Origin of the sequence: Alkalibaculum sporogenes (genome assembly GCF_009362815.1) — a bacterium.
GTDB classification, from domain to species: domain Bacteria; phylum Bacillota; class Clostridia; order Eubacteriales; family Alkalibacteraceae; genus Alkalibaculum_A; species Alkalibaculum_A sporogenes.
On record NZ_WHNX01000011.1, the window covers coordinates 18,956 to 38,297 of the forward strand.

Consider the following 19,342-nt stretch of genomic DNA (forward strand, 5'->3'; position numbering starts at 1 on the left):
AACTGTATTTATTATAGCATATTGTTAGTATTTATGGTCTGTGCAATTCTATTATTGAGAAATATACAAAATAAATAGAGAGCTTTCGCTCTCTATTTATTTTGCATATTCTATTGACCTTGTCTCTCTTATTACATTTACTTTAATTTGACCAGGATAGTCAAGCTCATCTTGAATTTTGCTTGCTATTTCTTTTGCTATATGTATCATTTCTACATCGTCTACTTGGTCAGGTTTCACCATGATTCTGACTTCACGGCCTGCTTGTATAGCAAAAGTTTTTTCTACTCCCTCGAAGGAGTTAGATATTTCTTCCAGTTTTTCTAATCTCTTTATATAAGAGTGTAGTGTTTCTCTACGTGCACCTGGTCTTGCAGCTGATACTGCATCCGCAGCTTGCACTAAAACTGCTTCTATAGAAGTTGCTTCTATATCTTCATGATGAGCTTCTACAGCGTGTATTACTTGAGCAGATTCTTTGTGTTTCTTTAATATATCTACACCTATTGCAACATGTGGACCTTCTACTTCATGGTCTACTGCTTTTCCTATATCATGTAATAATCCAGCTCTTTTAGCAATTTTTACATTAGCACCTAATTCTTCTGCCATAATTCCAGCTAAATGTGCTACTTCTATAGAATGTTTCAATACATTTTGACCATAACTAGTTCTAAATTTCAGTCTACCTAATAATCGAATGATTTCTGGATGAAGACCATGAATGCCAGTTTCAAAACTTGCGGCTTCTCCATCTTCTCTAATTCTATTATCTACTTCTTTTCTCGCTTTATCGACCATCTCTTCTATTCTAGCAGGATGGATTCTTCCATCTATGATCAGTTTTTCTAAAGCAACTCTAGCGATTTCTCTACGGATGGGATCAAAACCAGAAAGTATAACTGCCTCTGGTGTATCATCTATAATAAGATCAATTCCAGTAAGAGTTTCTAATGTTCTAATGTTTCTACCTTCTCGACCTATAATCCTACCTTTCATCTCATCATTAGGCAAAGTTACTACAGATACAGTAGTTTCTGCTACGTGATCAGCTGCACATTTTTGTATTGCGTAGGACAAAATTTCTTTTGCTTTTTTATCACCATCTTCTTTAGCTTGGGTTTCAATTCTTTTTATTAATAATGCAGATTCTCTTCTAATTTTCTTCTCAACATCATGCAATAAGATATCTTTTGCTTCTTCTAAGGTCAAACCAGAGATTCTTTCTAATTCTTCCATTTCTTTTTCAACTAATTCATTTATCGTGTCTTCTTTTAAAGCTAATTCACTTAACTTTGATTGTAATGAGTCTTCTTTCTTCTGTATAGAGTCATTACGTTTGTCGACATTTTCTTCTCTTTGTATTACTCTTCGTTCAAGTCTCTGTAATTCATTTCTTCTTTCTCTATTTTCTTTATCAACTTCTTGTCTTAAACTATGAATTTCTTCTTTGGCAGATAAAAGGGTTTCTTTTTTTTGAGTTTCGGCTTCTTTTAAAGCGTCTTCTACAATTCTATTAGCTGTTTGCTCAGCACTTTCAATCTTACCTTCAGCAATATATTTTCGAACTAAATAGCCTACAACAAGTGCTATAATAATTAAAATCGGAATTACAATGAATATACTATTTCCTAAAGCTTCTAACAAATTACTTACACCTCCTCCTTTTCAATTTTAGACAAAAAAATAACTTTATAAACTCTAATTAACTTAAGGATACCTCTAAGTACTTTCACTTAGTAGGGTCAAACAATATTAATTTTATACTTTTTTAAAATTAGTGTCAAGCTGATAAAAATTACGGTAACCGATAAATAGGTAAAAAGAAAGTATCTTTACCTAAAATAGGTAGGATACTTTTTATTCATAAGTGCTTATTTATTCTTCAGCGTCTGATTTTGCTGTATCTTGCGTTTTACTTCGATTAAGATTAAATTTTTCTCTTAATAAACTTTCAACTTCCAAGGCTAACTCAGGATTTTCTTTTAAATGCTGTTTAGAATTTTCTCTACCTTGACCTAATCTTTGATTATTATATGAATACCAAGCACCAGCTTTATTTATAATATCGTTGTCAGATGCAACATCAAGAATATCTCCTTCCTTAGAGATACCTTGTCCGTACATTATATCAAACTCTGCCATTTTAAAAGGTGGAGCAACTTTGTTTTTTACTACTTTAACTCTAGTTCTATTTCCAATCATCTCTTGACCTTGCTTTAATGTTTCAATTCTACGGACATCTAATCTTATAGAGGCATAAAACTTAAGTGCTCTACCTCCAGAAGTAGTTTCAGGACTACCAAACATGACTCCAACTTTTTCTCTTAATTGATTAATAAATATAACTGTAGTATGTGATTTATTGGTGACACCTGCTAACTTTCTAAGAGCTTGTGACATAAGCCTTGCTTGTAAGCCTACATGAGAGTCGCCCATTTCACCTTCAATTTCAGCTTTTGGCACTAATGCTGCAACAGAGTCTATTACAACTATATCTACTGCTCCACTTCGGACTAATGCTTCTGTAATTTCTAAAGCTTGTTCCCCAGTGTCAGGTTGGGATACAATTAAATTATCTATATCTACACCTAATGCTTTTGCATAAGTAGGATCTAGTGCATGTTCTGCATCGATAAATGCAGCATTTCCGCCATTTTTTTGTGCTTCAGCTGCAATATGTAATGCAACGGTTGTTTTACCAGAAGATTCAGGTCCGTAGATTTCCACGATCCTACCCCTCGGTACGCCACCTATTCCTAAAGCTATATCTAAACCTATTGAGGAAGTAGATATAGCATCGATATTAAATTTTACAGACTCTTCTCCTAATTTCATAACTGAGCCTTTTCCAAACTGCTTTTCTATTTGGTTTATGGCCATTTGTAATGCTTTATCTTTTTCCATCATCATTTATCCGAATTAATCGGTCCACATCCTTTCATAATAGACGCACAAGACGTCAGTGTGTATATCTTTTGTAATATTCAGTTAAATTCATCTTCCAATAGGAATTTATGAATTAGTATAACTCCGACTTATCTTTTTTCATCAAATGCGGGATAAATAAGTAGTTTGCAATTTCAATAGAACAAGTGTTCTTAAAATATTATATATCATAAAGCAATATAGGTCAAGAAAATAAGATGAACTATTAGAGCAAAATAAAGTGATACTTTATTCAGTAGGGTTTTCTTATCCACTACTGAATAGATTACTCATTTATAGTCTTACGAATCAAATTAAATGCAATATTAGTAGCTTTTAGTTGAATTCTCTCTCTACTTCCACTTAATTGATGTTTTTCTACTACAGACTGATTTTTATATAATATTCCTATATACACCAAACCAACTGGTTTTTCAATGCTTCCACCACTAGGTCCTGCGATACCTGTTGTGACTATTGTAATATCTGATTTAGTTTGTTCGTATAGTCCTAAGAGCATCTCAGTAGCGGTTTTTTCACTAACACTCCCATAGTTTGACAAAGTATCTTCACTAACTCCTAAAAACTTTGTTTTAGCCTGATTAGAGTAGCAAACTATTCCACTGTGAAGGGAGCTCGAGATACCAGGGATTTCTGTTAATTTGCTTACAATAAGGCCCCCAGTACATGATTCAGCTATAGATATGGTTAACTCTCTCTTTATTAGAGTATTAGCTATGACTTCATGTAATGATATATCTTCATTGGCGTAAATATTATCTCCTAATCTTTCTTTAATAATAACATCATATTTATCTAGTAATATTTTAGCTTCTTCATATGTCTTTGCATTTGCAGTAACTCGAAGCAGCACATCTCCTACTTTTGCATAAGTAGCGATTGTAGGGTTACTTTGTCCATTGATTAAATCTAGTAACATATCTTCTAAGGTTGATTCTCCTATGGAAGCTACTTTATAATAATTTGAAAAAAATTTCGTTTCACATTTACTTACTAACAGAGGTAGGACAGTTTCCTCAAACATAGGAATCATTTCTCTAGGAGGACCGGGTAGTAGAATTACTATTTTGTCATCCTTTTCTAGTAAAATCCCTGGAGCTGTACCATTATTATTAGGAATAATAGTAGAACCACGGGGTATATAAGCTTGTTTATAGTTGTTTTGAGTTACATTAGATGAATTTACAAAGAATTTCAATAGAGTATCATGACTCTCTTGATCAAATACCATTTCGACATTTAATAATTGAGCAAGGGTTTCTTTTGTTAGATCATCTTGAGTAGGGCCAAGTCCACCAGTTAAGATAATTACATCAGAACGGCTAAGAGAAAGCTCCAAAGCAGATTTTAGTCGATTGGGATTATCGCCAACAGTAGTGTGATAGTACATATTAAATCCAATAGTAGCTAGTTCTTTAGATATATACTTTGCGTTTGTATTTAAAATATCTCCAATAAGTATCTCTGTACCTACATTGATTAATTCGCTGATCATTTTAAAACTCCCTTCAATTCTATTTAGTTTTATGTAGATTTAAAATAAATTTTAAGATAGGAAAGTTCGACTAGCTCGCTGAGGTCTAAATTTTACTATCTTACTTGAATCTTTTCTTTATAAGTGTCTTAAAATAAACTAGGAACGCTTACGTTTTTTCTTCTTACGTACAGAAAAACCGAAAGTACCAATTTTTTTGCCAAGTTCAAAGTATTCACCGTGAGCGTATGCTGCTAAAGAACATTTGTCTAGGTGTAGTTTTCCTTTATCATCTATAAGTTGGCTATCTACATTTACTGCTAAGATATCTGATATAAACATATCATGTGATCCTAAGGACACAATATCTCTAACTTTACACTCAATATTTAGTGGACTTTCAGTAATAATTGGGCTACTGACTTTTGAGGCAGCTTGTTTATTTAGTCCAGTAATTGCAAATTTATCGTAGTCTCTTCCTGAGCGGACTCCACAGAAATCTGCGGCTTTTACTATATGAGTAGTAGTAAGGTTAATTACAAAATCACCACTTTCCTTTATAATATTATAAGAAAAACGCGAAGGACGTACTGAGATATAAGTTGTAGGTGGTATAGTATTTAAAATACCTGTCCAAGCGATGGTCAAGATATTTCCGTTATCTATGGTTCCACAAGATACCATTACCGGTGGCAAAGGTGCGATTAATGCCCCACCCTTCCATGTAATTTTATTTGATGTACTAGTATTCAATATGTCAGACCCTTTCAAATGTTCGTTTAAGTTTTCTTCATAAATTTTGTACTACATTTTGAACAAGTAATATTAATTTTGCCTTTGCCTTTTGGCAATCTCAACTCTTGTTTGCAGTTTGGGCATTTAAAGTACTTGTATGATTTCTTGCTTTTGATTTTTGACACCTTAACACTAAACCACGAGTATAATGGACTAATTAAAATCATAAATTTATAATTTTCCATTCTTCGTTTAGTCAAATCCTTTGAGTACATTCTATAAATGCATAAAATTATGGGTATATAACTTAAGTAGTTTATTATGGGCAATTTTAAAATATTTCCAATGATTGTAGTAATTAAGCCTAATAATAAAAGACCCATACAGAGTTGATCTCCACCATTTCGACCCAACATTATTTTTTGAAGCCATTTAATTAGATTATTATTCATTTAATCCCATCTTTCTATTAATAGCTTTTTATTGTATTTTATTTGGTTCTAAGTACTACGTAGTAATATTAACAAAAGATTAATTACCTGTAAAAACCTTCTTATTAATCACAAAATAATCTACTCCGGATATTACAGTAAACAAGGCTGCTAGGTACATAAAAGTTGTACTAACAGGTATATTTATAAGGGAAAAAGGATAATTGTTAAATAATGTTGCAATTATGGCAACCATTTGTGTCACTGTTTTAATTTTACCCCACCAACTTGCTGCAATTACAATATTATCTGACGCAGCTAATACTCTTAGGCCAGTAACAGCAAATTCTCTTGCAATAATAAGTATAACTATCCACGAGGATACTGCACCTAGCTCTACAAGGCAAATTAGAGCAGCAGATACCAAAAGTTTATCTGCTAGTGGATCAGCAAATTTTCCAAAAACGGTAATGAGATTATACTTTCTTGCAATATAACCATCCAACCAATCTGTAGCAGAGGCAATAATAAATATAATAGCTGCTATTGTCTGACCATTATTTACATCTGCAATCATAAAAAATATAAAAAATGGTATCATAATAACTCGAAGTAGCGTTAGTTTATTTGGTAAATTCACCTGTTATCTCTCCAATCAAATCGTATTCTAATGCGTCAGTTATTAGGGTTTTGCACATTTGTCCTTCTTCTAATTTATAATTAGAATGCACGTATACTATACCATCTATTTCTGGTGTGTCCATATAGCTTCTACCGAAATACACACTCGGGTCATCAGTAACACCTTCTATTAATATTTCAAGTACATGGTTAATTTTTTTTTCATTATTCATCAAAGAAATTTCTTGTTGCATTTGCAAAATTTTCTCTTGTCTATCTATTTTTATTTCATCTGGCACTTGATTTTCAAAAAGAGCAGCTTTAGTATCTTCTTCTAAGGAATAAGTAAATACACCTAAACGATCTAATTTCAAATCCTCTAATGTTTTTAACATATTATTAAAATCTTCATCACTCTCTCCAGGAAACCCCGTAATAAAAGAAGAACGTATTACGATATCTGGAATTTCAGATCGTAATTTTTCTATTAATTTAGTTATTTTAACTTTATTAGTTTTTCTAGCCATTCCCTTTAATACATTATCTTCAGTGTGTTGCAGGGGAATATCTAAATAATTTATTATTTTGGTACTATTTTTTATAACATCTATTAATTCATCGCTTATATTTTCTGGATAAGCGTATAATAGTCTAATCCACTTTAACATATCTATATCTTCTAATTCTTTTAGTAATAGAGGTAGTGAATTTTTGCCGTAAATATCAATACCATACTGAGTAATATCTTGAGCAATTAATATAACTTCTTTAACGCCATTACTAACAAGATTTATGATTTCTTGCTTAATATCTTTAGGTTTTCTACTTCTAAATCTACCTCTAAGAGTGGGAATAATACAGAAAGTACAGTGATTATTACAACCATCTCCAATTTTAACAAAAGCAGTGTACTTAGGTGTAGAGATTTTTCTAGGTAAAGATTCGTCAAAGTTGTAATGAATGTTCCCATATGCACATACTTTTTCTCCATTTAGAGTATCTTCAATTATTTTTACTATATTCACATAATCTCCAGTACCAACAACAGCATCTAGCTCAGGTATAGAGTTTAGTAAATCTTCCTTATATCTTTCTGATAAGCACCCAGTAGCTATTAATACCTTTAAACTTCCATGTACTTTATTTTGTGCTAGTTCTAAGATCGTATCTATAGATTCATCTTTTGCAGAAGCGATAAAACCACAGGTATTTACTATTAAAACTTCAGCCTTTGAATTATCTTCTACAAGTACGTAATTTCCTTCTTCAATTAATCCTAACATTATTTCTGAGTCCACTAGATTTTTTGCGCATCCAAGGGAGACTAAGCCTACATTACATGTCATTTTTATTCATCCTTTTTTACTCGTTTTTTTTAATACTATTATCATACTCATCTTTTGAAATTAATACTTTTCTTGGCTTACTACCCTCAGGACCAGAGATAATACCCTTGCTTTCCATTTCATCAATAATCCTTCCAGCTCGAGAGTAGCCTACTCTTAGCTTTCTTTGAATCATAGAGGTTGATATATTATCTAATTCTAAGGTTAATGCTAGAGCTTGAGGCATCATATCATCTTCAAAATCGTCTTGATCAGTAGATACATTAACATCCTTTATCTCTTCTATTACTTTCTCATTGTAGTTAACCTCTCCTTGCTTCTTCACAAAGTTCACTACTTCTTCTACTTCAGTATCAGAGATAAATGTTCCTTGAATTCTGATAGGTTTTGACTCGCCGACTGGATTGTATAGCATGTCCCCTCTTCCAAGGAGCTTTTCTGCACCACCTACATCTAATATCGTTCTTGAATCGACCATAGATGATACAGCGAAAGATATTCTTGAAGGCACATTTGCTTTAATAAGACCAGTTATTACATCTACAGAAGGTCTTTGTGTCGCTAGAACCAAATGAATTCCAGCAGCTCTTGCTAATTGAGCTAAACGACAAATTGCATTTTCCACTTCTCTAGGTGATACCATCATTAAATCAGCTAATTCATCAATTATAATTACTATTCTAGGCATTTGAGCTTTATCTTTCCCTATTACTACTTCATTGTAACGGTTAATATCTCTTACACCACTATCTTTAAATAACTTATATCGTTCAGTCATTTCTTTTATAGCCCAATTTAATGCACCAGAGGCATGTTTAGGGTCTGTAACAACTGGAATAAGTAGATGAGGTATTCCATTGTAGTTATTAAGTTCAACCATTTTTGGATCAATTAGTATCAGCTTTACTTCTTCAGGAGAAGCTTTATATAGTATACTTGTTATGATGGAGTTGATGCAAACACTTTTTCCAGAACCTGTAGCTCCTGCAATTAGAACATGAGGCATTTTTGCAATGTCTCCAACTACTACAGAACCAGATAACTCTTTACCAAGGGCAAAACAAATTTTGCTCTCGTAGTCTTTAAACTGTTTACTTTCTAATACTTCTCTAATATTGACTACTGCAGTATCTTTATTTGGTACTTCAATTCCAACGGCAGCTTTACCGGGAATAGGAGCTTCTATTCTAACATTCGTAGTTGCTAGGCTTAAAGCCAGGTCATTAGATAGATTAACAATTTTACTAACTTTTACACCAGCTTCTAGTTGTAATTCATATCTTGTTACACTAGGTCCCATACTAACTTCTACAACCTTAGCCTTAACTCCAAAATCTTGTAGTGTTTTTTCTAATATTTTTGCGTTAATTAGTATTTCTTTCTTGCTATTGGAGTTTATAGTAACAGGTGGTATTAATAATTCGAGTGAAGGAAACGAGTATTTTATAGGTACGTATTCGTTATTAATTGGTCCACTTTTAGTTTGTTCTTCTAATTGTGAGATTTTTTCCTCAATTTTATGATTATTTTTTTCTGACTCAGTTTTCTTTAAGTCGTTGGGGTCCTTGTTTTTTTTGCTCCTCACTTCAGAATAGTCTAATATTTTTATATTTTTGACTGATTCATCATGGTTTTTATCCTGTAGCGGTTTGTCAGGTTTTGTTTCTTCTTTAGGCTCTTTAATCTTACTTGCATCAGATTTTTCTGGTCTACTGTTATAAGCCGATTTTAAATGTAAGTAACCGTCGTAAAGAGATTTTTGAGTCATTAAAATGATAGAAATAAGTGTGGTTATTGTTAATATTATAATAGTTCCCTTAACTGAGAATAAGCTTACTAGTAGTGCAGTAAGAAATATTCCTATAATACCTCCTCCATCTTGGGCATTTAAAGCTACATCTAAGACTTGTCTGCTAAATACTGGATTAATTATTAAGTTATCTATTATAGTAATGAAAATACTGATATTTACTGTAAATAATATCATGGGCAAAACGATAGATTTCCAATAGGTAATACCTTTCATAATAAAATAAATACCTAAGATAATTAATAGAAATGTAATTATATAACTCGCTTTTCCCATAGCAAAATACAGTAGAAAATACAGGCTTTTTCCTATTGTTCCAGGTTCACTAACCATTAACGAGTAAAAGCTGTAAATACCTACTAAAATCATGGTGAGGCCAATTATTTCGCTAAATATTTTTGTTTCAGTAAAACTAACTTTCTTAGAAGCTTTTCTTTTTGAAGTTTTCTTATTCGTTTTTTTTCTAGTTGTAGCTGTTGACATTATATCACCTCGAAGTTCTCTCTATATTTTACCACAAAAAAATATGCACAGTTGTACTGTACATATTTTTTTGATGAAATTATTAATTATTTATTTTCTTATCTTACTTAAAACGCCGCGAAGACGCTTTTCATTAATAATTTAGTTAGAAGCAGGAATCCATTCGTTTACTACTTCTTCATTATCGTTCATCCAATTTCTAGCAACTACCATTATATCTTCTTCACTATCTTCTATTAGAACTAAGAGTTCACTTAATTGCTCATCTGTTAATTTAAAGTTAGCTAATAACTCTACAACATCTGGCATATCTTCAGATAGTCCTTTTCTAGTAACAGTTTGAATTTCTTCAGCAGCTCCAAAGATACCTTTAGGATCTTCTAATACTTTTAAGTCAAAACGTGAGAATTTCCAGTGAGGTTTCCAACCTGTAACAACAATAGGTTCATTTGCATCTATTGCTTTATTTAATGCAGCAGTCATTGTTACATCACTACCAGCTAGTAATGTATAGTCTAGGTCATATTCTTCAATGGCGTTTTCAGTGGCACCCATAAGACCTGCTCCAGAATCAATACCAATAATTTGTCCGTCAAATAAATCAATATTATCGTTTAATTCGTCAACACTATCGATATCAACATAGGTTGGGACTATTAATCCAATCAATGCACTATCGTAGCTAGTGCCAACAAAATCCATGTCGTCCCCATATTTCTCTATATAGTCCTTATGGGTTACAGGTGCCCATACGTCTAAGAAAGCATCTGTATTACCACTTGCTACTGAAGTAAAGATAGGTGCAACGTCAGCAAGAGTAAGATCTACATCGTATCCCATTTTATCTTCTAGTATTGTTGCCACAAGGTGAGTCATAGCAATTCCCTCTGCCCAATTAACATAACCAAGTTGTACGGTTTCTTTTCCATCTTCATTTGTTGCACAACCACTTAATACAGTTAGTGATAGTAATCCAACTAGTATTAGTGAGAGTAATTTTTTCATTTTAATCATTTTATGACATCCTCTCTAAGTATGAAATATTTATAATCAACTATAGTGGACATTATATTTATCAACTATAGGAGTTATTGCTTAATTTTTCTCTTTTGTTGACCTAATCCTTGAGTTATCCTATCTAGTAACATAGCTAAGATAACTACAGCTAGTCCTCCTTCAAAACCTTCTCCAATTCTCATTTGTGTTATTCCTCTGAGCACTACATTACCTAACCCACCAGCTCCAATCATTGCTGAGATTACAACCATTGAAAGTGATAACATAATAGTCTGGTTTAAACCTGCTAAAATAGTAGGTAATGCCAATGGTATTTGTACTTTAAAGAGTAATTGTGATGAGGTTGCTCCAAATGAATGAGATGCTTCAATAACATCTTCTGGTACCTGGCGAATACCGAGGCTTGTTAAACGTACTACTGGAGGCATAGCAAAGATTACAGTTGCTACAGCACCTGGTACTTGTCCTAAATCAAAAAAGTAAACGGCAGGTATCAAATAAACAAAAGCAGGCATTGTTTGCATAAAATCTAAAACAGGTCGCATGATATTATTGAGCTTATCATTTCTTGACATCCATATTCCAAGTGGGATACCTATTATAAGTGCAATAAAAGTTGCAGTGATTACTAAAGCTAATGTTTGCATTGTTTCTCGCCATAAACCCATAGATTGTATAACTAAAAGTCCTACAATGGCAAAAATACCAGTTCCTTTATTTGCAAATTTCCATGCAATAAGGGCAAAAATTAAAATAGTAATATAAAAAGGAATCCCATTAAAGATCCACGCAAATGTATTTATTACTGTTAGTAATATACTTTTTATACCATCAAAAAAAGAAGTGAAATTCGTTGTTAACCAAGATATTAAAATTTCTACAATATCTCCTATAGGAATCTTATACATCATTGTCCTCCTCACCAAGTAATCCAGCTAAAACGGATACTTTAAATATTATCCCTAATACTCTATTATCATCATCTAATACTACTACAGGATAAGGAGAACTTATAAATAGTGGTAAAAGTTCTTCTATAGACGTATTGCCAGAGACAGTATTTACATTCTTATGGATAATGCTTTCTAAGTCGTTTTTGTTTTGCTTAAGTAAATTTGTTGCGTCATCTATTGTAACAATACCTTTCAAATGTCGTGCTTTATCTACTACAAAAATACTAGATATGGATGCTTCTTTCATTTTTCTAACAGCCACTCTTACTCCATCTTTAGAGGATACAATAGTATCAACTTTTTTCATTATAGAAGATGCAGTAACTATTTTTGCTCGATTTACATCTTGTACAAATTCTTTTACATAGTCATCAGCTGGGCTATTTAGAATTTCTTCTGGAGTTCCAATCTGAACAATGATTCCATCTTTCATAATTGCAATTCTATCTCCAATTTTTAATGCTTCATCTAAATCATGAGTTATAAAAATAATTGTTTTATGCATTCTATCTTGAAGTGATAATAATTCATCTTGCATTTCTTTTCGAATTAAGGGATCTAGGGCACTAAATGCTTCATCCATTAAAAGAATATCAGGATTTGTAGTTAATGCTCTCGCAAGTCCTACTCTCTGTTGCATACCACCGCTAAGTTCTGATGGCATTGAATTTTCATAACCTTTTAACCCAACAAGTTCTAATGATTCTATAGATTTTTGATTTCTTGTGTTTAAGTCTTCATTTTGTATTTCAAGACCAAAACCTACATTATCTAAAACACTACGATGAGGCAATAAGGCAAAGTTTTGAAAGATCATTGCCACCTTTTTTCGACGTACATCTTGAAGAGTTTCTTTACTACATCCTACAATATTTTGACCATCAATTAATATTTCCCCTGATGATGGTTCAATAAGTCTGTTCAGACATCGTATTAGGGTTGATTTTCCACTACCAGATAGACCCATTACTACAAAGATTTCTCCTTCTTCAACAGCAAAACTAGCATCATTAACACCTACACCATGACCTGTTTGTTTAAGAATTTGTTCTTTATTTATACCTTGTTTAATTAAAGGATATATTTTTTTTGGAGTTGGTCCAAAAATTTTAAATAAATTTTTTACTTCAACTTTTACCATTCGCTTTCTCTTCCTCCATAAACCGCCTATATTTTTAACATAAAAAAAGTAACAACTCGTTAGCATGTTAAAATTGTTACTTGTAAAGTATAACATCTAAGAGTTTTTTATGTCAAGGTTTAAAAGTATTTGATATTAGTTATTCCCTATTTTAAAATAAAAAAACACATTAGAATCACTTGAAAATTCAAGGAACTAATGTGTTATTTTTTGATTAATATTAGTTTTGATAAAGAAAATTTAATACCCTTTCATAGCAGTTTTCATCTCCGACAAAGTATAAAATATCACCTTCAGTAATAACCGAATAAGGGCCAGGTGACATCAGTAATGAATCTTCACGTTTAATACCAACTACAGTAGCTAGAGTATTATGCCAAAAATTAACATCAGATAAATTCTTTCCTACATAAGTGGAAGTAGGATCAATAGTTATCTCAAATGGTATAAAAGGATTTATAGATTTAAATCGACTAGTTTTATCGATTAGCCTTCTAATTTGTTCTTTTAGAAACTCATTTTCATTATTTTGGCGTTCAATACTTTTTATAATGTCATTTCTTAAGTCATTAACTGTCTCTATATCTTCATGAGTCTTGACAAATTTTACAGCATTTTCATAAGATGTTATAATTACTCCACTACCTTTTGTAGTATTTACAATTTGCATGTCTGACAAGACACATATTGCACGCCTAGCTGTCTCAGCTGATACTCCATATTGGCTAGCTAGAGCAGAACGAGCAAACAACTTATCCCCTACTTGATAATGTTTGTCTGCAATTTTAGCTGCTACATCAGCAGCTATTTGTTGATATCGTGGGCTTGTTACTTTAACTTTTTTCTCCATTTATATTCCTTCATTCCATATAAAATAAGTAAATATATAATATAGCGATTGCCTATATTATCATCCGCATATTATCCTCAACCCCTTTGGGGCTTCAGTCGTTGTCATTTGCTCATGGAAATACCGTCATCTTTTCGCAATCGCGAAAAATATGGTTTCTGAGAGCCAATCTGCTGATACGAATAGTATATCATAATTACAAATTTTATCAATCTATAGGAAGATATAAATGTGAATATAAGTTAAGTAACTATATAAGGGTTATTTGTTTTCGTTATTATTTTTTTCTATCAATGAATTTATTTTTGCTAATGCTTCGCAAAGACCTCCAACTTCGTCTATAAGACCTACGTCTACAGCTGATTTACCTATTAATATTGAACCCATGTCGTTTGCTAATTCATTTGTATTTAGCATTAGTTTTAGAAATTCATCTTTTTTTAATTGTGAATTTTTTTCCACAAAATTTAGAATCCTTTCTTGCATTTTCTGAAAATATTCAAAACTCTGAGATACTGCTATAACCAATCCACTAGTACGAATTGGATGAAGTGTCATAGAAGCAGTAGGCGCTATAAAAGAATAGTTTGTACTTACGGATAAAGGGACTCCAATACTATGGCCACCACCTATCACAAGTGAAACACTGGGCTTTTTCATACTAGAGATAATTTCAGATAGGGCTAGACCAGCTTCTACATCTCCACCTACAGTATTTATTATTAGCAATAAACCATCGTACTTAGGATTTTGCTCTACAGCTAATAATTGAGGAATAACGTGTTCGTATTTTGTTGATTTTCTGCCAGCTGCTAATTCAGCATGCCCTTCGATTTCACCTATTATTGGAAGAGTAAAAATATTGCTTTCAAATTCAGCGATATTTACTTGACCTAGATTTTCAAGATTATTTAACTCACTATCATTGCGATTTTTATTCAAATTTGTATTTTGGCTATTGTCTTTGTTATTATCTAAGTTATTCATTATCACACCACCATTTTTTTAATAGTATGGCGTTATGAATTTTTTTTATACAAATTTCATTGATATACGTGTTGTATTGTAGAAAAAGGTGATCATTAGTACAATTAATTTAAATTAAAGATTAAAAGTTTTATGAAGTAGTGTGATTGCTTCTTTAGCGTATTTTGACTTGACTAAAATAGATATAGTAGTATGTGAATCTGAAGTTTGAAGTATATCGTGTTTTTCTTGTAAAGAGTTTATGACTTTTGACATGACACCTGGTACACCTCTGATTTTACTACCTATTATTGTTATTTTCGTACAATCTTCAACCATTGTATAACTAATATTATTTTGTATTAAAATATCTATTATTTTGTGTTTATGAGTACTATGAGTGATAAAAATACTTTTATCTTTAAATATATTTATCATATCAATGCTAATAAAATTATTTGCCATTTCTATAAACACCTGATTATTTGTAGAGATCATTTCAAGATTCCACTGTGTTTTACTATCCTCGTGTGCAATTGCTGTCACTATACTATTTACTTCTGTGCATTTTGAATTTATAGTTGTTCCGGAATTCTCACGATATTTAGATGTATTGTATACTTTGATTGGGATATTCTCTTTCATTGCTAGATCAACAGCACGAGGGTGTATTACTTTTGCCCCATATTGTGATAATTGAAAGACCTCATCATAGGCAATTTGTCTTATCAAATTTGCATTAGGCACTAATTTAGGGTCAGCAGTCATAATGCCATCTACATCAGTAAAGATTTCGATTTCTTTTGCTTTTAATGCTATTCCTAAAAGAACTGCACTTGTATCACTACCACCTCTGCCAAGAGTAGTAATTTCGCCAGATGCATTTATTCCTTGAAACCCAGCTACAACAGGTACTTTACCCATAGAGATAAGTTCTTTTAGATAGTTAACATTTACATCTAAAATAGTACTCTCACCATAATGGTTGTCAGTAATAATGCCAGCTTGGCCTCCAGTCAAGGCAATCGCGTCAAAGCCGTGGTCAATGAGATGTGCAGTTAAAACTGTTGCTGAAATTATTTCACCGCATGATAGTAGCATATCCATATTCCTAGTATTATTATGTATAGGAGAAATAAGTTTTATAAGAGAATCAGTAGAATAATGTTCACCTTCTCTACCCATTGCAGATACTACAATAACAGATATGTATCCACTTTCCCTTGCTTTTTTTAAATTATCTACGATTTTATCTCGAAGTTGTATACTATTGACTGAAGTACCTCCATATTTTTGTATTATTAGACTCAAGTAAATCCTCCTTAAAAAACTTATTTTTATATAACACGAATTATAGTTTATAAGTTTATTAGTCTTTAAGATGTTTAGTACTTAAGCAGAAAAGATTATAAGACTTTTAAGGTGTTATAGTTTGGTAAGGATAAACGTAAACAATGCTTATTAATTGCTTAAGTGACTTCTAGGGATATTACAAAGATATCATAATAGTATCTTTCCCAATCTTAACTATTTTTTCCCAAGGAATTACTACATATTCCTCTTGTTTACTAAAAAAAGAAAAGAAAGATGAATTTTCTGATATTAATAAAGATGTAATTTGTCCATTTGATATATCTATATCTAAGTCACAATTACCGAATATGCCCAACTTCTCGCCAGTATTTACATTAATAATTTCTCGCTCTTTTAACTCTCCATATTTCATATTATCCCTCCATAATATTTAATATGAACAATACTAAGAAATTATACTACTTAACTTCCAGAATGACCAAAACCACCTTGTCCTCTTTGGGTTTCATCTAATACCTCAACCTCTTCAAATGAAGCACAAATATACTTTTTTATAACCATCTGTGCTATTCTTTCACCTGGAGCTACCTTATAATCGTGGCTTCCTAAATTAATTAATATAACTTGAATCTCTCCTCGAAAATCAGAGTCTATTGTACCTATACCATTGGCTATAGTTATACCATGTTGTAAAGTTAAACCACTTCTTGCGCGTATTTGAGCTTCATAGCCAAAAGGCATTGACACAAACAGGCCTGTAGGAACTAGTATTATTTTACCTCGTTCTATGTGTAGTGGTTCTATTATATTTGCGTAGATATCAACACCTGCTGAGCCTTCAGTTTGATACTTTGGAAGTGGAAAATTAGACTTGTTGATAATTTTTATATTACACTTTTCCATGTAAATCTCCCCTTATTTTAATAATAATAATTAACTTTCTATATATGCTATTATATATAATACTCAGATTTATGCAAGCAAGCTTTCATTTACGGATTTTCCCACTACTTCAGCCAAATTAGCAAGCTATTTGTCTTCTTTAGTGGGAAAATCCTATGAAAACAACTTTTCGCTTGGCTCATTGTCTTCGCGATAAAAAAAAACATAAACTTTTTAGTTTATGCTTTATTTGTTGTCATTTTTTGATGGATCGGGGAGTGTATCTTTTCTTGATAGGTTTATTCTACCTTGTCCATCTACTTCGAGGACTTTTACTGTAATTTCATCGCCGATTTTGACTATATCTTCTACTTGATTTACTCTTTCATGTGATAATTTGGAGATATGAACCATACCGTCTTTTCCACCTGGTAGTGTTACAAATGCGCCAAACTTCATAATTCGAGCAACTTTACCTAAGAATACTTGACCGACTTCTATTTGCCTTGTGAGATCTTCTATAATTTTTTTTGCTTTTTGTGCTGCTACTGAATCAGTTGAAGCTATAAATACTTTTCCATCATCATTAATATCTATCTTAACACCAGTTTCTTCGATTATCTTATTAATAACTTTACCACCAGCGCCAATTACATCTCTAATTTTATCTGGATTAATTTCCATAGATATGATTCTAGGTGCATATTCAGAAAGTTCTTCTCTAAAATTCGGCATAACTTCTATCATTTTATCTAGTATAAATAATCTAGCAGTTAGTGCTTTAGATAAAGCATTTCTCAGTACATCTTCATCAATACCGTGTATTTTAATATCCATTTGTATAGCTGTAATTCCTTTGCTAGTACCTGCTACTTTAAAGTCCATATCGCCTAAGAAATCTTCCATACCTTGTATATCTGTTAAAACAGCAACCTCATCGCCTTCTTTAATAAGACCCATTGCTATACCAGCTACAGGAGCTTTAATTGGCACTCCAGCATCTAATAGAGAAAGTGTACTGCCGCAGACACTAGCTTGTGATGTCGATCCATTTGAGCTGATTACTTCTGATACAACCCTTATAGCATAAGGAAATTCTTCTTCTGATGGAATAACAGGTAGTAAAGCTCTTTCAGCTAAAGCACCATGTCCGATTTCTCTTCTTCCTGGTCCACGCATTGGTCTAGTTTCACCAACACTAAATGACGGGAAGTTGTAATGGTGAATATATCTTTTATTTACTTCTTCTTCTGAAAGACCATCTAATATCTGAATCTCTCTCATAGCTCCTAAAGTTACAACAGAAAGTACTTGAGTTTGACCTCTAGTAAATAATCCAGAACCATGAACTCTATCAAGTTTTCCAACTTTACATGAGATAGGTCTTATTTCATCTAGCTCTCTATTATCTGGTCTAATTTTATCAATTACAATCATCTTTCTAACTTGCTCTTTAAGCATCTTATATGCCACTTCTTTAATATCTTTCTTATTATCTGGATATTTTTCAATAAAAGTTTCAGCAATAGAATCATTTACTGCGTCTATCTTTTCTTGTCTTTCCATTTTTTCTTTTGTTTGGATGGCTTCAACAAGTTTTTCAGTAGCAAACTCTCTAATTTCTTTTTCTATATCTTCTAGAGGTTTAAATAATGTAATCTCCATTTTTTCTTTTCCAATTTCTTTTACTATCTCTTCCTGAAAAGATACGATTTCTTTAATCTCCTCATGAGCAAATAATATAGCTTCTAACATAATTTCTTCAGATATTTCGTTTGCTCCGGCTTCTACCATCATAATTGCATCCTTTGTCCCAGATACTATTAAATGTAAGTCGCTATTTTCTCTTTGTTCCATTGTAGGATTAGCTATTAATTTACCATCTATAAGTCCAACTAAAACCGCACCAGTAGGTCCGTTAAAAGGAATATCCGAAATAGACAGTGCAATAGATGAACCTATCATTGCAACGATTTCAGGAGAAGTATCTTGTTCCACGCTCATTACTGTGGCTACAACTTGTACCTCATTTCTAAAGCCATTTGGAAATAATGGTCTAATAGGTCTATCAATCAATCTGGATGATAGAATTGCCTTTTCAGAAGGTCTACCCTCCCGTTTAATAAATCCTCCAGGAATTTTACCTACAGAATATTGTCTTTCTTCATAATCACAACTAAGTGGGAAAAAATCTAAGCCTTCCTTAGGTTCTTTTGATCCAGTTGCAGTGACAAGTATGTTTGTTTGTCCATACTTTAGAAAGACCGAACCGTTTGTGAGTTGGGCTAATTCCCCTGTTTCAACTACTAATTCTCTACCTGCTATCATTCTTTTGAATACTTTTGACATTGTATTCCTCCCTTCATATAT

17 protein-coding genes are annotated in these 19,342 nt (G+C 32.2%); all 17 read right to left on the reverse strand.

The window, feature by feature from the left end:
* Positions 1-96 precede the first annotated feature (96 nt).
* The gene (rny, locus tag GC105_RS08415) at positions 97-1,647 is read right to left on the reverse strand and encodes a ribonuclease Y (RefSeq protein ID WP_152803645.1); all 1,551 of its coding nucleotides are present in this window, start codon (positions 1,645-1,647) and stop codon (positions 97-99) included.
* 231 nt (positions 1,648-1,878) lie between these two features.
* Entirely contained in the window at positions 1,879-2,913 is a 1,035-nt protein-coding gene (recA, locus tag GC105_RS08420; RefSeq protein WP_484476967.1) for a recombinase RecA, read from the reverse strand.
* 301 nt (positions 2,914-3,214) lie between these two features.
* Positions 3,215-4,444 carry a competence/damage-inducible protein A gene (locus GC105_RS08425; protein ID WP_152803649.1) on the reverse strand — a complete coding sequence of 410 codons (1,230 nt, stop codon included), beginning with the start codon at positions 4,442-4,444 and terminating at the stop codon, positions 3,215-3,217.
* 138 nt (positions 4,445-4,582) lie between these two features.
* Complete coding sequence (locus GC105_RS08430) at positions 4,583-5,176, reverse strand: flavin reductase family protein (RefSeq protein WP_343029994.1); 594 nt, start codon at positions 5,174-5,176, stop codon at positions 4,583-4,585.
* A gap of 26 nt (positions 5,177-5,202) precedes the next feature.
* The gene (locus GC105_RS08435) at positions 5,203-5,610 is read right to left on the reverse strand and encodes a hypothetical protein (RefSeq protein ID WP_246169798.1); all 408 of its coding nucleotides are present in this window, start codon (positions 5,608-5,610) and stop codon (positions 5,203-5,205) included.
* Between the two features lie 79 nt (positions 5,611-5,689).
* Positions 5,690-6,229, reverse strand: a complete 540-nt coding sequence (pgsA, locus tag GC105_RS08440; RefSeq protein WP_343029995.1) for a CDP-diacylglycerol--glycerol-3-phosphate 3-phosphatidyltransferase — start codon at positions 6,227-6,229, stop codon at positions 5,690-5,692.
* Positions 6,213-7,556, reverse strand: a complete 1,344-nt coding sequence (gene rimO / locus GC105_RS08445; RefSeq protein ID WP_152803651.1) for a 30S ribosomal protein S12 methylthiotransferase RimO — start codon at positions 7,554-7,556, stop codon at positions 6,213-6,215. Before rimO ends, pgsA begins: the two co-directional genes overlap by 17 nt.
* Positions 7,557-7,572: 16 nt before the next feature.
* Positions 7,573-9,849 carry a DNA translocase FtsK gene (locus tag GC105_RS08450; RefSeq protein WP_152803653.1) on the reverse strand — a complete coding sequence of 759 codons (2,277 nt, stop codon included), beginning with the start codon at positions 9,847-9,849 and terminating at the stop codon, positions 7,573-7,575.
* Between the two features lie 141 nt (positions 9,850-9,990).
* Entirely contained in the window at positions 9,991-10,863 is an 873-nt protein-coding gene (locus GC105_RS08455; RefSeq protein WP_152803655.1) for a glycine betaine ABC transporter substrate-binding protein, read from the reverse strand.
* A gap of 74 nt (positions 10,864-10,937) precedes the next feature.
* Positions 10,938-11,774 (reverse strand): ABC transporter permease, encoded by an 837-nt coding sequence (locus GC105_RS08460; RefSeq protein ID WP_152803657.1) that lies wholly within the window; start codon positions 11,772-11,774, stop codon positions 10,938-10,940.
* Entirely contained in the window at positions 11,767-12,960 is a 1,194-nt protein-coding gene (locus GC105_RS08465) for a quaternary amine ABC transporter ATP-binding protein (protein WP_152803659.1), read from the reverse strand. The genes GC105_RS08460 and GC105_RS08465 overlap by 8 nt, the downstream gene beginning before the upstream one ends.
* 220 nt (positions 12,961-13,180) lie before the next feature.
* Positions 13,181-13,810, reverse strand: a complete 630-nt coding sequence (locus GC105_RS08470; protein ID WP_152803662.1) for a GntR family transcriptional regulator — start codon at positions 13,808-13,810, stop codon at positions 13,181-13,183.
* 261 nt (positions 13,811-14,071) lie between these two features.
* Positions 14,072-14,797: a ClpP family protease gene (locus GC105_RS08475; protein ID WP_152803664.1), complete on the reverse strand. Its 726-nt coding sequence runs from the start codon at positions 14,795-14,797 to the stop codon at positions 14,072-14,074.
* Positions 14,798-14,911: 114 nt separating this feature from the next.
* Entirely contained in the window at positions 14,912-16,087 is a 1,176-nt protein-coding gene (gene dapG / locus GC105_RS08480; RefSeq protein ID WP_152803666.1) for an aspartate kinase, read from the reverse strand.
* Positions 16,088-16,265: 178 nt separating this feature from the next.
* The gene (locus tag GC105_RS08485; protein ID WP_152803669.1) at positions 16,266-16,502 is read right to left on the reverse strand and encodes a YlmC/YmxH family sporulation protein; all 237 of its coding nucleotides are present in this window, start codon (positions 16,500-16,502) and stop codon (positions 16,266-16,268) included.
* Positions 16,503-16,552: 50 nt separating this feature from the next.
* Positions 16,553-16,993, reverse strand: coding sequence for a dUTP diphosphatase (gene dut, locus GC105_RS08490; RefSeq protein ID WP_152803670.1), 441 nt, complete (start codon positions 16,991-16,993; stop codon positions 16,553-16,555).
* Positions 16,994-17,218: 225 nt separating this feature from the next.
* Positions 17,219-19,321, reverse strand: a complete 2,103-nt coding sequence (locus tag GC105_RS08495) for a polyribonucleotide nucleotidyltransferase (protein WP_152803672.1) — start codon at positions 19,319-19,321, stop codon at positions 17,219-17,221.
* Positions 19,322-19,342: the final 21 nt, after the last annotated feature.

Coding starts and splice junctions, on each gene's coding strand:
- recA (WP_484476967.1), bottom strand. CDS start 2,913: ATGATGATGGAAAAAGATAAAGCATTACAAATGGCCATAAACCAAATA.
- GC105_RS08485 (WP_152803669.1), bottom strand. CDS start 16,502: ATGAAATATGGAGAGTTAAAAGAGCGAGAAATTATTAATGTAAATACT.
- GC105_RS08425 (WP_152803649.1), bottom strand. CDS start 4,444: ATGATCAGCGAATTAATCAATGTAGGTACAGAGATACTTATTGGAGAT.
- GC105_RS08495 (WP_152803672.1), bottom strand. CDS start 19,321: ATGTCAAAAGTATTCAAAAGAATGATAGCAGGTAGAGAATTAGTAGTT.
- GC105_RS08455 (WP_152803655.1), bottom strand. CDS start 10,863: ATGATTAAAATGAAAAAATTACTCTCACTAATACTAGTTGGATTACTA.
- dut (WP_152803670.1), bottom strand. CDS start 16,993: ATGGAAAAGTGTAATATAAAAATTATCAACAAGTCTAATTTTCCACTT.
- GC105_RS08465 (WP_152803659.1), bottom strand. CDS start 12,960: ATGGTAAAAGTTGAAGTAAAAAATTTATTTAAAATTTTTGGACCAACT.
- GC105_RS08435 (WP_246169798.1), bottom strand. CDS start 5,610: ATGAATAATAATCTAATTAAATGGCTTCAAAAAATAATGTTGGGTCGA.
- rimO (WP_152803651.1), bottom strand. CDS start 7,556: ATGACATGTAATGTAGGCTTAGTCTCCCTTGGATGCGCAAAAAATCTA.
- GC105_RS08450 (WP_152803653.1), bottom strand. CDS start 9,849: ATGTCAACAGCTACAACTAGAAAAAAAACGAATAAGAAAACTTCAAAA.
- GC105_RS08460 (WP_152803657.1), bottom strand. CDS start 11,774: ATGTATAAGATTCCTATAGGAGATATTGTAGAAATTTTAATATCTTGG.
- GC105_RS08475 (WP_152803664.1), bottom strand. CDS start 14,797: ATGAATAACTTAGATAATAACAAAGACAATAGCCAAAATACAAATTTG.
- GC105_RS08470 (WP_152803662.1), bottom strand. CDS start 13,810: ATGGAGAAAAAAGTTAAAGTAACAAGCCCACGATATCAACAAATAGCT.